This is a genomic window from Actinomadura sp. KC06, from assembly GCF_004348735.1.
GTDB lineage: Bacteria > Actinomycetota > Actinomycetes > Streptosporangiales > Streptosporangiaceae > Spirillospora.
Map to the genome: position 1 here is coordinate 17,045 of NZ_SMKT01000025.1, position 14,020 is coordinate 31,064.

Below are 14,020 nucleotides of genomic sequence, written 5' to 3' on the forward strand. Positions count from 1 at the left end.
GTAGCCCTATGGCTAATGATATTAGCCTCAATGCTAGGTGCAGGTCAAGGATCAGTCCCAGGCCTCGCCGATCCTGGTCAATTGATCGGCGTACTCGATGCGGCCCGCCCACTCGCCGGGCCAGGCGCCCATCCCGAGGTGCGCGCCCGCGAAGGCGCCCGCCAGGCAGGCGATCGAGTCGGAGTCGCCGGAGCTGGCCGCCCCGCGCCAGATCGCCTCGACGGGCTCGTCCGGGAAGAGCAGGAAGCACAGCAGGCCGGTCGCCAGGGCCTCCTCGGCCGTCCAGCCCGGCCCGGTGATCTCGCAGGGGTCGGACGCGCGGTCGCCGCGGGCGAGGGCCTCGTCCAGCGCGTCGAGCCGTGCGAGGCACTCGTCCCAGCCGCGGGCGATGAACGTCTCGGGGGCGTCGATGCCGGGGTGCTGCCACAAGGTGCCGAGCCACCGTTCGTGGTACACCGCGCGCTGGTCGTGGCACCGGGCCCGGAGCGCGGCGGGCAGGTCGGACGGGTCCATGCCGTCCGCCAGCCACCGGACGGCGAACGCGGTCAGCTCGCTGGCGGCCAGCCCGGTCGGATGGCCGTGGGTGAGGGCCGCCTGGAGCTGGGACGCGCCGGCGCGCGTCTCGTCCGGCAGGCCGGGCGCCAGCCCGACCGGCGCGACCCGCATGTTCGCGCCGCAGCCCTTCGAGCCCGCCACGGTGGCCTCCAGCCACGGCTTCCCGGCGGCTAGGCCCCTGCACGCCCGCAAGCACGTGTTTCCGGGCGCTCGATTGTTGTCGGGGCTGTTGAGCCACTCGATGAAACGCCGACGCCACATCGGCGTTATCAAATCCGCTGTGAAAGGAGGGTTTTCCAGGGCGTCCAGCATGGCGAGCCCGACCGCGATCGCCATCTGCGTGTCGTCGGTGACCAGCGCAGGGTCGCCGTTGAGCTGCGTAGGCCCGTGGTCACCGAAACGCCGGTGAATCTGCTTCATGGTGAGGAATTCCGTCGGCGCGCCCAGAGAATCCCCGTACGCCAGACCGAACATCGCCCCGCTCGCCCGTCTCATGGGCGGCATTCTCCCTCAATTCGTGCACGCCCCGCGGTAGCCGCCGGGCGTCATGCCGTAGCAGCGGACGAACCAGCGCGTCAGATGGCTCTGGTCCGCGAACCCCGTCGCCGCCGCCACGTCCCCGATCGCGTCGCCCCGCGCCAGCAGGCGGCGCGCGGCGCGGAGCCGGAGCTGCCGCTGGTAGTCGCTCGGCGCCATCCCGTACACCCGCCGGAACCCCCGGTAGAGCGCGAACCTGCTGCACCCCGCCGCCGCGGCCAGCTCGTCGGCGCCGATGTCGTCCAGGTACGCGTCCTGAAGCCGCCGCCGGGCCCGCTCCACCGCGCCCGGGACGGACGCCGCGCGCACCCTTCGCGTGGCGGCGCGGTGCACCATCGCGCCGACCGTCGCGGTGAGCAGCTCGTCCCGCCGCAGCGCGGACGCCCCGCCGAGCAGCGCCGCGTGCAGGCCGCGCAGGTTCCGCGCCAGGACGGGATCGGCCACGACGGGGGAGCCGAACAGCGGAAGCCCCGCCGGACGGTCCGCGATGTCGGCCAGCACGCCGGACACCAGCTCCGGTCCGATGTGCACGATCCGGTACGTGAAGCCCAGCTCGTCGGCGGCGTGGCCGTCGTGCGGATCGTCCGGGTTGAACGCGATGACCATCCCGGCCGCGCTGGTGTGCGCGCCGCCCCGGCACCGGAACGCCTGATAGCCGTCCTCGGTGACGCCGAACGAGTACGTCTCGTGGCTGTGCCGGTGGTAGACGTGCCGCTCGAAATGCGCGTGCATCGCCTCCAGCGGACGGTCGGACGACCGCCAGTACCTGCTCCAGTCCACGTTTCCAGTGTGGCGCACGAGCGTTCAAGACGGCCCCGCCCCCGGTCGCGGAAGCTGGACGGCATGCGTTTCGACACCAAGATCGGGATCGTGGTCCGGGACGACCTGGCCGCGTGGCAGCGGCTCAACGTGACCGCGTTCCTGGCCAGCGCCGTCGCCGGCGGCGTCCCCGGCGTCATCGGCCTGCCGTACGAGGACGCGTCCGGCAACGAGTACCTGCCGATGTTCCGGCAGCCCGTCCTCGTCTACGAGGGCGGCGCAGCGGCGATCCTCACCGCCCACGGGCGCGCCCTCGCCCGCGAGATGGACCTCGCCGTCTACATCGAGGACATGTTCAAGACGGGCCACGACGAGGCCAACCGCGAGACCGTCCGCGCGGTGACCGCCGACGAGATGCCGCTCGTCGGGTTCGCCGTGCACGGGCCGAGGAACGGCGTGGACAAGGTCCTCAAGGGGCTGCGGCTGCACCCGTGAGCCCGGCCAGCTCGGCGAGGCGCTCCCGGTGCAGGCCGGGGGCGCCGAAGAGCTGCCGCGACCCCTGCGCCCGCTTGAAATAAAGATGCGCGTCGTGCTCCCACGTGAACCCGATGCCGCCGTGCAGCTGGATCGCCTCGCCCGCCGTGTGGAAGAACGCGTCCGAGCAGTACGCCTTGGCGAGCGCGGCGGCTTCGGGCAACTCGTCAGGGCTCTCGTCCGCGACGGCCGCCGCGTTCAGCACCGCCGACCGCGCCGACTCCACCAGCACGAACATGTCCGCGCACCGGTGCTTGACCGCCTGGAACGACCCGATCGGACGCCCGAACTGGCGCCGCACCTTCAGGTACTCGACCGTCATGTCCAGGGTCTTCTGCGCCCCGCCGAGCTGCTCGGCCGCCAGCGCCACGGCCGCCACGTCGAGCGCCCTCTCCACGGCCTCCGCCCCGCCCACCCGGCGCGTGGGAACCCCGCCGAACCCGACCCGCGCCAGCTTCCGCGTCTGATCGAGCGTCGGCAGCAGCTCCCGGACGACCCCGTCCGCGTCGCCCGCCACCGCGTACAGGCCGACGCCGTCGCCGTCCCTGGCCGCGACGAGGATCACGTCGGCGACATGCCCGTCCAGGACGAAGCTCTTGCTTCCGCGCAGCACACCGCCCTCGAACACGGTCTGCACCGCGCCGAGGTCCCAGCGGCCGTCCTCCTCCGCCACCGCGAGCGTCGCGATCGTCGACCCGTCCGCGATGCCCGGCAGCAGGTCGTGTCCGCCGTCCCCGGCCTCCAGCGCCGCCGCGGCCGTGATCGCGGCGAGGAACGGCGCGCACACCACGGCCCGTCCCATCTCCTCGAACACGACGGCCAGCTCGCGCATCCCGAACCCCGCGCCGCCGTGCTCCTCCGGAATCGCGAGGCCCTGCAGCCCGAGCTGCCCCGCCATCTGCGCCCACATGTCAGGGTCGTAGCCCGTGGCCGTCCTCATCAGCCGCCGCACCTCACCGGCGGGGGACCGGTCGGCGAAGAAGCGCCGCAGCGCGTCCCGCAGCTCCCGCTGTTCCTCGGTGACGACGAGCTTCATCCGGGCGGCCTCCCCACGCTGGTACCGGGGCCATCCTGCCGCACGCCGCCCGCCCGCCTCACCGGCGGTTCCCGGCCAGCGGGACGTGGTCAGGGCGCCCAGTCGTGCGGCCCCAGCACGTACCCCTTCGGGGTGGAGTGCACGTGGTTGATCGACACCAGATGCCCGAGCGCGGCCCACAGATCCTCCTCGGGCCCGCCCACCAGCCGCCCGATCGTGTCGAAGTCCGCCGCCCCGCCCTCCTTGTCGATCTCCGCCACGGTCTCGTACACGGTCAGCTCGAAGTCCGTCAGCTCCTGAACGTCCCCACGCCGTGCATCTCGCTCATCCATGACCAAACCGTGCCCACTCTGGGTCGTCTTATCTGCACGGCGTCTCCGACCGGCCGTAGGCTGGGACCGTAGAGTTCGATGACTACGATCTGTGTGCGAAGGGTGGCGCTCTGCTATAACCTCGCTCGCGAGGAAAGGAGCAGGGCATGCCTGTCATGGTTGAAGAGCCTCTGTCGCAGGGAGACGACGCTCTCCTGGAAGGTTTCCTCGCCCTCGATACCCCCGAAGGCTTCCGGGCCGAGCTGATCGACGGAGAGGTCGTCGTGACCCCACCCTTCCTGGGCGACCACGAGCATTGCGTCGCGGAAATTTCCTACCAGGTCGTCCGTGACTCCCCGAACGCCTTCCACTGGGCCGGTCAGAAGGGTTTGATCGTCCCCGGTGGCGCGGGCGGCCAAGGCAACCGCGTCATCCCGGACATGGTCTTCGCCCCCCGGGATCTCCATCTCTTCGGCGGCGCCAGCGAATGGATGCCGGTCGAGCCAAACGGTATCGCCATGGTCGTCGAGGTGACGTCCTCCAAGCCGGAACCCGACCGCACCAGCAAGAGGTACGGGTACGCGCGCGCTGGGATCCAGCTCTATCTCCTCGTTGATCGTGGTGAGGAGCGGGTGTTCCTGTTCAGCGGTCCGGACGGCGAGGACTACGGGCACATCGACCAGGTGCCGTTCGGGAAGGGTCTTCCGCTGCCGGAGCCGTTCGAGATCGAGCTGGACACGTCCAAGTTCGGCTGAGCTGTCACGCGGGTGGGTGGTGTGTCGTCTTCCTGGTGAGGAAATCTTCGAGCTAGGGAGCGGACGCTATGCGAGCAGTGCGGATTCATGAGCGGGGCGGTGGCGACGGGCTTGTCGTGGAGGACGTGCCGTTGCCGCAGGCGGCCACCGGGGACGTGGTGGTGCGGGTGCGGGCGGCCGGGATCGTTCCGGACGAGCTCGACTGGCCCGGCACCTGGGTCGACCGGGCCGGGCGCGACCGGACGCCGTCCATTCCGGCGCACGACGTCGCCGGGGAGGTCGCCGAGGTCAGGTACGGGACCAGCGGGTTCGCCGTGGGCGACCGCGTCTTCGGCCTGACCGACTGGCACCGCGACGGTGCGGCGGCCGAATACGTGGCGGTGGAGGCGCGGAACCTTGCGCCGATGCCGTCCTCCCTCTCTTTCACCGACGCGGCCGCGCTGCCGCTGTCGGGGCTGACGGCCTGGCAGGGACTCTTCGTGCACGGTGGGCTGGAGGCCGGGCAGACGGTCGTGGTCCACGGCGCGGGCGGCGGCACCGGTGTTCTGGCGGTGCAGCTCGCTCGGCAGGCGGGGGCGCATGTGATCGCCACGGGGCGGGGGCGGGCCGCCGATCTCGCGACGAAGATGGGCGCGCACGGCTTCGTCGACCTGGAGAAGCAGAGCTTCGCCGAAGCCGTCGGCCCGGTCGATCTGGTCTTCGACACCATTGGCGGTGACCTGCTCGTTGAGTCTGCGGGGAAGGTCAAGGCCGGGGGTGCTCTTGTCTCGATCACGGCGCCGCCGCCGGTTCGGCCCGAGGGCGGACGTGCCGCGTTCTTCATCGTCGAGCCGAACCGCGACCAGCTCGCGGAATTGGCCGGACGGGCCGAGTCGGGCGAACTACGTCCGCACGTCGGGGCCGTTTATCCCTTGGCCGAGGCCCGCGAAGCGTTCAGGGCCAAGAGCGAAGGTGTGCCTGGGAAGGTCGTCCTGCGGGTGTGAGCTATGCCACATTGGCACGGTCCCGATCGAGGATAGAGTGATCTTGTAATCCGGGACGGAACTCCCCGCAGGTGGTCCTTCCGAGGATTTTCCCATCCGGTTCTGCGCCCACTCACGACCTCTGTCCATGCACAGAAGGGAATTACAGTGAGGCGCTGGAGAACAGCCCTGATCAGTGTTGCCGCGCTCGCGGCTTTACTCGTCCCCGTACAGACGGCCGCGGCCGACGGCCCCAAGGAATCGCAGGCCCGCGGTCCTCTGGCGGGACCCTCCTACAAACTCGGACACAGCAAGATCAAGGCTCCCGCGCGGGCAAGCGCGGCGGCCGACCACACGATCACGCTCCGCGCCATCGACCTGGACGGTGTGGCGAAGGCGCCCCTGGCGAGCCTGGTCGATCTGGCGACCGGCACGGAGTACGTGCTCACCGAGTCCGGCACCACGCTCACCGGCGTCGTCCCGGCCGGAGACTACAACCTGAACGGGATCGTCCTCACGGGCAATCCCTTCTCGCCGAGCGACCTGGCCCTCTACGGCAACCCCACGCTCACCGTGGCCGGTGACGTCGATCTCACGATGGACGCCCGGACGGCCACGGAGATCCACTCGGTCAGCCCGTCCGCGACCGCGACCGAGATCCACAGCCACGCCCAGATCATCCAGACGATCGCCGGGCAGGAGATCTCCGCGACCGTGAGCGGCAACCCCGGGGCGACCCTGCGCACCTGGCCGTCGGCCAGCACCACGCGGCCGTACCACTTCATCTACGCGGAGAGCAAGACCGAGCCGCTGAACACGCTGCCGTCGCCGCGCGCCTACAAGCTGGCGTTCACGACGGCCGGCCGCGTCCCCGCGAACCTGACGTTCACCGCCGCCCAGAGCAGTCTGGCGCTGGTGAACACCACGTACGCGTCTCAGGGCGTGCCGTCCGCCGGGGCCGGCGCCCACTCCACGATCGTCGACTTCGACGGCATCGGCGGGACCCCGATCGGGCTCTCGAACACCCCCACCGCGGGCAGCACCCAGCGGGTCTACTACACCGCGAACGGCGTGAAGTGGATCGCGGGGACCTACGTCTACGACGTGGGCAGCGTCCAGGTGGCGGAGAACCGGCTCGGGGTCCGCACCTACACCGCGGGGAGCACGTCCGCCGAGGTGTGGAACAAGGCCGCGTTCGGGCCCACCACGAGCGTCGGGCACGGTCAGGGGATGCTCGTCTTCCGCCCGCGGGTGACCGACACGGGGCAGGTCGGCCACGACAACTACAGCGGCAACAACTCCACGGGAACCACCGGCACGATCACCCTCTACCGCAACGGGGTGCAGGTCGGCGTGAGCACCAACCCGCTCGCCGGCGACTGGACCGTGCCGCCCGCCTCAGCCACCTACCAGCTGCGCATGGTCACGCAGCGCACCGTCGCCTGGTCGCAGTACGCCAAGAGCATCAACGCGCGCTGGACGTTCACGTCCGCCGAGCAGCCGGGCGACCCGTTCGACAACCAGTTCCGCCTGCTCCAGCCGCGGATCACCGGCGCCTACGACAGCAGCGGGCGCGCGCCGGACGGCACCACGTTCCCGCTGGACGTCGCCGTCGAACGCGCCACGAGCGGGAGCGCGGTCACCTCGCTGTCGCTGCAGGCGTCGTTCAACGACGGCTCCACCTGGGTCAACGTGCCGCTGACCGCCAACGGCACCGACCGCTGGACGGCCAACGTCGCCCACCCCCTCACCCACAACGGCTTTGTGGCCCTGCGCTTCAACGCCTCCGACGGCTCCGGGAACTCGGTGCAGCAGACCGTGACCCGCGCCTACGGCCTGAGCTGACGCCAGGCTTCCGCGGCCCCGGACGCCCTCGCGGGCGTCCGGGGCCGCTCTGCGGTCAGGGGTCTGTTGTGCGGGGCTTTAGGGTGGCGGCGGGGGACAGGCGCGTCCCGCCGCCATGAGGAGGAGTGATCACGTGACCTGGTTCCGCTGCGCCGAGAGCCGTCCCTGGGCGTCGCTGCGGCTGTTCTGCCTGCCGCACGCGGGCGGGTCCGCGGTGTTCTACCGGCCGTGGGCCAAGGAGATCAATCCGGCCGTCGAGGTGCACGCCGTCCAGTACCCGGGACGCGCCGACCGGATGGCGGACGCGCTCGTCCCCGACGCGCACCAGCTCGCCCGGCTCGTCGCCGGGGCGATGGCGCCGCTGGCCGACCGCCCGGTCGCGCTGTTCGGGCACAGCATGGGCGCCGTCCTGGCGTACGAGGTGGCGCGGCTGCTGCAGGAGCGGGGCAGCGCGCCGGTGCACCTGTTCGCGTCCGGCTCGCGCCCGCCGCACGACCGCGGCGACGACCGCGTCTCCGACCGGGACGACGACGGCGTGGTCGAGGAGATGCTGAGGCTCGGCGGCACCGACGCGGAGGCGCTGCGCGAGCCGGAGCTGCGGGAGCTGGTGCTGCCGTACGTCCGGAACGACTTCGCGCTGATCGAGGACTACGCGCACCGGGAGGGCGTCCGGCTGGCCGTCCCGGTCACCGCGATCGTCGGGGACGCCGACCCGCACGTGACCGAGGAGCAGGCCGCCGGCTGGTCCGACGTCACCGACGGGCGGTTCGCGCTCACCGTCATGCCCGGCGACCACTTCTACCTGCTGGACCGGCAGCGGGACGTCATCGCGGAGATCCTCCGCACGCTCGAGGTTCCCGCCGCTCCCTGAGAGCCGGAAAAGCGGCGGGCCGCCTCCACGGGAGTCCGTGTGGAGGCGGCCCGCCTACTCGGGTGCCGTTCGATCAGCGGATCAGTAGATCTCGACGCCGTACACCTGCATCGGCTCGGTGACGGGCTGGAAGAACGTCGTCCCGCCGGACGAGCAGTTGCCGCTGCCGCCGGAGGTGAGGCCGAGCGCGGTCGTCCCGGCGAACAGCGAGCCGCCGCTGTCGCCCGGCTCGGCGCACACGTTGGTGCGGATCAGGCCGCTGACGCTGCCCTCCTGGTAGTTCACCGTCTGGTTGAGCGCGTTGACGCTGCCGCTGTGCACCTGGGTGGTGCTGCCGCTGCGCGTCACCCGCTGCCCGACCGTCGCGTTGGCGGCGCTGGTGATGTCCTGGGTCCCCTGGCCGTAGAGGTGGACGGCGCCCTGGCTGTCCGAGGGAGTGGACGAGTACTTCACGATGCCGTAGTCGTTGCCGGGGAAGCTGCTGCCCGTGACGGTGCCGAGCGTCTGCCCGGAGCTGTCCGTCCACGTCGAGCCGATGTTCGTGCAGTGCCCGGCGGTGATGAAGAAGTACTCACTGCCCTTCTTGACGTTGAAGCCCAGCGAGCAGCGGGATCCGCCGGTGCGGATTGCCTCGCCGCCCATGATGAACTTCTGGAACTTCCCGGCGACCTGCTCGGTCCGGACGGCCGCGCCGTGCTTGGCCGCGGCGGCCTTGACCTTCTGCAGCTTCGCGCCGGTGACGGTGCTGTCCATGGTGAGCAGCACCTGGTTGGCTGCCGGGTCGACGGCCCAGGCGGTGCCCGGGATCGTCGCGTCCCGCTTGAGCGCGGACATGACCTTCTTCAGGTACGAGCCGTTGCGCGCGACGGTCTGCGGGACGGCGCCCGCGTCGCGCACGGTCTGCGCGGCCTTGGCGTCCGTGACCGTGACGACGAGCTTGCCGCCCTTCAGGTAGGAGCCCGCGGACCGGGCGCCGAGCTGCTTGGCGAGCGCCGTCGACGTCTCGCCGGGGCCTGCGGGAGCGGCGGCGGCCACGGGAGCTGCGGCCGACGTCGTGGACATGGTGGGAGCGACGGCGAGCACGCCCGCCACGAGACCGGCCGTCGCCGTTGGCACGGCGACGGTGAGCACACGCCTCTTGGTGATCTTCAACTATGCCTCCACGGGGGGTTGGGCGCACCCTGCTGGTGCACCGGAGGTCCTGGGACATGGTGGTGGAAATGTCAAGGCAGACGTAAGACGCAGAAAGTGACCAATTCAGGACAGAGCGCTTGTCACCCCTGACGTTGGCTCCGTGGTCAGCGCAGGAAAACGCGGTCTGCACCGGACCAAAGGAACCGATTCGGCAGCTGTCAGTAGACCTCCAATCCGTAGGCGTCGAGCGGCTCCCCGATCGGCTGGACGAACGACGTCCCGCCGGGGCAGCGGCCTTCGGCGCCCACGATGATCCCGATGGCGAGGTGGTCGGCGAAGACCGGTGCGCCGCTGTCGCCGGGCTCGGCGCACACCGAGATGCGGATCAGGCCGGTGACGGCGCCCTCCGCGTGGTTCACCGTCTGGTTCAGCGCCCTGACCTGGCCGGTCCGGGTGCCGATGGGGGACGTGACGGTCACGTGCTGGCCCACCTGGGGAGTCGCGACGCCGATGATGTCGTAGAACTCGCCGTTGACTCTGACGCCGCCCTTCGTGTCCCCCGGAGTGGAGGCGTAGCGGACGATGCCGTAGTCGTTGCCGGGGAAGCTGCTGCCGCCGGTGATGCCGAGCGTCTGGCCGGAGCCGTCCGTCCAGGTGCTGCCGTTTCTGGCGCAGTGGCCCGCCGTCAGGAAGAAGTACGCGTCTTTCCCCTTGAGGTTGAACCCCAGCACGCAGCGGGATCCGGCGGTGTAGATGGCATCGCCTCCCAGGGCCGGGGCGGCGCTGGAGGCGGTGGCCGGGACGGTGGCGGTGGCCGGGACGGTGGCGGTGGCCGGGACGGTGGTGGACGCGTGCGCGGCGGGAGCGGCCGGAGCGGTGGCGATCGACGCCGCCAGCAGCCCCGCCATCGCCGCGGCGGTGGTGCCGCGCGCAGGCGCGGGTAGGGACTTCACGGTGCCTCCAAGGGAGCGGGCGCGCCCTGATGGCGCGTCGGAGGTCACGGTCATGCTGAAAGAATGCTGAACATGGCGTAAGGCAAGAAAGTGACAAATCGGTGAGGTCAGGATTGTCACAATGGGTGCCTGGCCGTATACCCGAGCGTCACGGCGGCCGTTGTACGGGAGGCGGGCGGGCCGCGGAAGCGGCGTCCCGGCCCCTGCCGGCCCGACCGATTGGGACTCTGCGAACGCCGAAAAAGAGGCTCGCACAATGGACCAATTATGCCGCCGGGCGCATTCGTCCCGAAGGCCGGGCCGGGCGGTAGTGACGCCGCGATGGGCGGGACGGGAGAATGGTCCGGTGACGCTCCTTTTGACCCGTTCCGACCTTGAAGCGCTCCTCGACCCCGCCGGCTGCCTGGACGCGCTGCGCCGCGGCTTCACGGCCGGGGAGGGCGAGGCCGTGGCGCGCCGGGTGGTGGGGAAGCTGCCGGGGCAGGGCACCGCGACGGCGCTGCTGCCGGGCCTGGTCGAGGAGATCCCCGCCTACACGGTGAAGGTCAACGCCAAGTTCCCGGGGAGCCGTCCGGCGCTGCGCGGCGTCGTCTGCCTGCACGACCTCGGCACCGGCGAGCTGCTGGCGCAGCTCGACTCGGCCACCGTCACCGCGTGGCGGACCGGCCTCGCCGCCGCGCTCGGCACGCACGCGCTGGCCCGTCCCGACGCGGACGCGGTCGCGGTGATCGGCGCCGGGGCGCAGGCGGAGCTGGTCATGCGGGGGTTGCCCGAGCTGCGCGCGGTGCGCCGCCTCATCGTCTGCGACCTGGACGCCGGCCGGGCCGCCGCGTTCGCCGGGCGGCACGGCGAGCGGCTCGGCCTGGCCGGGGATGACGCGGTTTCCGTCGCGGCGGATCCGCGCGCCGCCGTCGCGGACGCCGGGATCGTCGTCATGGCGACCTGGGCGCGCCGCCCGATCCTGCACGCCGCGGACGTCGCGAGCGGGACGCACATCACCTCCCTCGGGGCGGACGAGCCCGGCAAGGCGGAGCTGTCCGCCGACCTGCTGGAGGGCGCCCGCGTGGTCGTCGACGACGTGCCGCTCGCCGTGGAGATGGGCGTGCTGGCCGGTGCCGGACTCGACGTCAAGCACGCCGCCGGGACGCTCCGCGACCTGCTGTGCGGCCAGGTGCCCGGACGGGTGAAGGGCAGCGAGATCACGGTCTACGCCCCGGTCGGGCTTCCCTGGCAGGATCTCGCGGTGAGCTGGGCCGCCTACCGCGCGGCTCGCGCGGCGGGCGCGGGGACAGAGTTCGACTTTCTTTCTTGATCATGTGTAGCGCGGGCTTTTCGCGGTATATGTGCGTCCGGAATGGTCGTTTGTGCCGCTCTTTACAATGACGCCGTGATTAGTGTTGACTCCGGGCGGTAGGTCATCCCCCTGACTATTGCTCCCGTCAAGGTGGCCCCCCTATGGAAGATCGTCTTTGTCCGGCCCAGCCCGGTCTTCCCACCCGTTCTCCGCCTGGCACTCCTGGCCAGAATGCGATTCGGAAAAGTATTCCCGCAGGCTGCGGTGGTTATGCGGCATACCGCTGTGCGTCAAAGCTAGGAGACGAAAATGATTCGGATTTTGCTCGCCGAGGGGGCCCCCCTCCTCCGCGGCGGGTTAGTCGCGTTGTTCGATGATGTGAAAGACCTCGATGTCGTCGCGGCGGTCGGCTCCGGTGATCAGGTGCTCGCGACCGCGCGCAGACGGCGGCCCGACGTCGCGCTGATCGACGTCGGGCTGCCCGGCCTGGACGGCTTCGCCGCGGCGTGCGCGATCCGCGAGGCCGTGCCCGAATGCCGCACAGTCCTGCTGTCGGCCCGGCGGCGGACCGGCGACCTGCGCCGCGCGGTGGCCGCGCGGGCCGCCGGCCTGGTGCTGAAGGACACCTCGCCCGGCGACCTGGTGGACGCGATCCGGCGCGCCGCGAACGGGTCGCGTGTGATCGACCCCGACATGGCCTTCACCGAGCTCGGCTCGGTGCAGAGCCCGCTCACCGAGCGGGAGGTCGAGGTGCTCGCCCTCGCGTCACGGGGTGCGTCCGCGGCGCAGATCGCCGAGGACCTCGTCCTGACGATCGGCACCGTTCGCAACCATCTGTCCCGCATCAACCGGAAGGTCGGCGCGCAGAACCGGATCCACGCCGTCCGGATCGCCGAGGAGGCCGGCTGGCTCTGAGTTCCAGCGGCCGATGAGGTCGCGGTAGAGAGGGGACACCGCGGGCAGGTCGGCGTGCCGTCCGATCTGCGCGCGGGTCCCGTCCAGCACCAGGACGCGCCGCGCCCGCACCGCGGAGCTGATCCGGTGCGCGATGACGATCAGCGTGCCCGGGCGCCGCGCGAACGCCTCCTCCGCCCGCGCCTCGGCGGCAGCGCCGAGCCGGTAGGCCGCCTCGTCCAGGACGACGACCGGCTGCGGCGCGAGGTAGGCGCGGCACAGCGCGATGAGCTGCCGGTCGGCCTCCGACAGGTCCGCCGGGACGACCGGCGCGCCGTACCCGCCGAGCTCATCGACGAGCCGCGCCAGCCCGACCTCGTCCACGGCCCGCTCCACCTGCTCCGGCGCGGCGTCCGGCGCGTAGTAGGCGAGGTTGTCGCGCAGGGAGCCGCTGAACACGTACGCCTCCTGCGGGATGAGCACCCGCCGGTCCGGGTCGCCGGGCGGGAGGCCGTCCACCAGCACCTCGCCGGCGGTGGGGGAGACCAGGCCCGCGATCAGGGCGGCCAGCGTCGACTTCCCGATCCCGCTGGGGCCGACCACGGCGAGGTGGTCGCCGCGCGGGACGACGAGGTCGAGGTCCTCGATCACCGGCCGCGCGCCCTCCCCGTACGCGAACGACACCCCGCGCAGCTCGACGGCCGGCGCGTCCGCGGCGGGGGCCGCCGCCTCCGGCCGGGCGGGCGGCGCGGGCGCGCTCGTCTCCAGGATGCGGGCGAGCGTCACCGCCAGCCGCAGCCCGCTGCCGCCCATGCCGTGCACGAGCGTCCGCAGCGCGGGCTGCAGCCCGTGCAGGACGTAGGTCAGCGCGCCGATCAGGACCCCCGGCGTGGCGCCGCGCCGCATCAGCCACGGCGCCGCCGCCAGGACGAGCAGCAGCGGCAGCCATCCGCTCACGGCGAGCGACACGGCGCGCAGCGCCGCGAACCGCGCCACCGCGCGCCCCGCCGCGGCCTGCGCCTCCACCGACGCGCCCATCTCGGCGCGCAGGATGTCCTCGCCGCCGCAGGCGACGGCGTCGCGCAGGCCCTCGGCGAGCGCCGTGGTGCGCTCGGCGATGTCCTCCTCGCCGACGACCAGGGCCCGCTGCCGGACGGCCGCCGCGCCGAACACCGCGCCGAACAGCAGCAGCCCGAGCACCAGCGGCGGCACCACCAGCAGTGCCACCTCGGGCATCAGGGTCGCCAGGCCGATCAGGGCCGCACCGGTCGCGAACAGGAACCCCCGCACGACGACGAGGAGCCCGCCGAAGGTGTCCCGGACGATCTCCACCTGGTGCGTGAGCCGCGCGACCGCCCCCGTGTCGGGCCGCCCGCCCATCGACCGGCGCAGCGCCCCGTCCGCGACGCGGCGGACGAGGTCGTCGCGGAACGGCTCCACGATCGCGGCGAGCGCCGGATAGAGGCGGCGGCTGCCGAATGCCCCGACAGCCGCCGCCAGGGCAAGGACGCCGAGCCAGATGACCGCCTCTTTCGTGCGCCCGGTCCGGAACGCGTCGACGGCCTCGCCGACGGCGCGTC

The 14,020-nt window shown here is 71.8% G+C and carries 13 protein-coding genes and 1 pseudogene; 7 read left to right on the plus strand and 7 right to left on the minus strand.

Translation table 11 applies throughout. The features are described from left to right. Positions 1-51: 51 nt before the first annotated feature. Both E1287_RS11090 and E1287_RS11095 read right to left on the minus strand, forming a co-directional pair. A complete protein-coding gene (locus E1287_RS11090; RefSeq protein ID WP_243718851.1) occupies positions 52-1,050 on the minus strand; it encodes an ADP-ribosylglycohydrolase family protein in 999 nt (332 codons plus the stop codon). 15 nt (positions 1,051-1,065) lie between these two features. After that, positions 1,066-1,872, minus strand: a complete 807-nt coding sequence (locus E1287_RS11095; protein WP_243718853.1) for an AraC family transcriptional regulator — start codon at positions 1,870-1,872, stop codon at positions 1,066-1,068. Positions 1,873-1,935: 63 nt separating this feature from the next. Here E1287_RS11095 and E1287_RS11100 point away from each other — a divergent pair, with 63 nt between their 5' ends. Beyond that, positions 1,936-2,346, plus strand: a complete 411-nt coding sequence (locus tag E1287_RS11100) for a DUF2000 domain-containing protein (protein ID WP_131964793.1) — start codon at positions 1,936-1,938, stop codon at positions 2,344-2,346. Here the strand turns inward: E1287_RS11100 and E1287_RS11105 are convergent. Then, entirely contained in the window at positions 2,321-3,421 is a 1,101-nt protein-coding gene (locus E1287_RS11105; protein WP_131964794.1) for an acyl-CoA dehydrogenase family protein, read from the minus strand. The two genes, E1287_RS11100 and E1287_RS11105, sit on opposite strands and share 26 nt — an antisense overlap. 89 nt (positions 3,422-3,510) lie before the next feature. Further along, positions 3,511-3,753, minus strand: coding sequence for a hypothetical protein (locus E1287_RS11110; RefSeq protein WP_131964795.1), 243 nt, complete (start codon positions 3,751-3,753; stop codon positions 3,511-3,513). A 146-nt stretch (positions 3,754-3,899) separates the two neighbouring features. Here E1287_RS11110 and E1287_RS11115 point away from each other — a divergent pair, with 146 nt between their 5' ends. From E1287_RS11115 to E1287_RS11130, 4 genes are all read left to right on the plus strand, one after another. Next, complete coding sequence (locus E1287_RS11115; RefSeq protein ID WP_207934137.1) at positions 3,900-4,487, plus strand: Uma2 family endonuclease; 588 nt, start codon at positions 3,900-3,902, stop codon at positions 4,485-4,487. Positions 4,488-4,555: 68 nt separating this feature from the next. Then, positions 4,556-5,470: an NADP-dependent oxidoreductase gene (locus tag E1287_RS11120; RefSeq protein WP_131964796.1), complete on the plus strand. Its 915-nt coding sequence runs from the start codon at positions 4,556-4,558 to the stop codon at positions 5,468-5,470. 147 nt (positions 5,471-5,617) lie between these two features. Further along, positions 5,618-7,294 carry a hypothetical protein gene (locus tag E1287_RS11125; protein WP_131964797.1) on the plus strand — a complete coding sequence of 559 codons (1,677 nt, stop codon included), beginning with the start codon at positions 5,618-5,620 and terminating at the stop codon, positions 7,292-7,294. 133 nt (positions 7,295-7,427) lie between these two features. Next, complete coding sequence (locus E1287_RS11130) at positions 7,428-8,165, plus strand: alpha/beta fold hydrolase (RefSeq protein ID WP_131964798.1); 738 nt, start codon at positions 7,428-7,430, stop codon at positions 8,163-8,165. An 81-nt stretch (positions 8,166-8,246) separates the two neighbouring features. Here E1287_RS11130 and E1287_RS11135 read toward each other — a convergent pair whose 3' ends face one another. Further along, positions 8,247-9,317: a S1 family peptidase gene (locus E1287_RS11135; protein ID WP_243718855.1), complete on the minus strand. Its 1,071-nt coding sequence runs from the start codon at positions 9,315-9,317 to the stop codon at positions 8,247-8,249. Positions 9,318-9,517: 200 nt separating this feature from the next. Continuing rightward, on the minus strand, positions 9,518-10,252 hold the full coding sequence (locus tag E1287_RS11140; RefSeq protein ID WP_131964799.1) for a S1 family peptidase: 735 nt from the start codon (positions 10,250-10,252) through the stop codon (positions 9,518-9,520). Positions 10,253-10,598: 346 nt separating this feature from the next. Between E1287_RS11140 and E1287_RS11145 the strand changes: the two genes are divergently transcribed. Both E1287_RS11145 and E1287_RS11150 read left to right on the plus strand, forming a co-directional pair. Then, positions 10,599-11,564 carry an ornithine cyclodeaminase family protein gene (locus E1287_RS11145; RefSeq protein ID WP_131964800.1) on the plus strand — a complete coding sequence of 322 codons (966 nt, stop codon included), beginning with the start codon at positions 10,599-10,601 and terminating at the stop codon, positions 11,562-11,564. Positions 11,565-11,855: 291 nt separating this feature from the next. After that, a complete protein-coding gene (locus E1287_RS11150; protein WP_131964801.1) occupies positions 11,856-12,461 on the plus strand; it encodes a response regulator transcription factor in 606 nt (201 codons plus the stop codon). 222 nt (positions 12,462-12,683) lie between these two features. Here the strand turns inward: E1287_RS11150 and E1287_RS46595 are convergent. Then, a pseudogene (locus tag E1287_RS46595) lies at positions 12,684-13,820 on the minus strand (ABC transporter ATP-binding protein); the annotation flags it as partial. Positions 13,821-14,020: the final 200 nt, after the last annotated feature.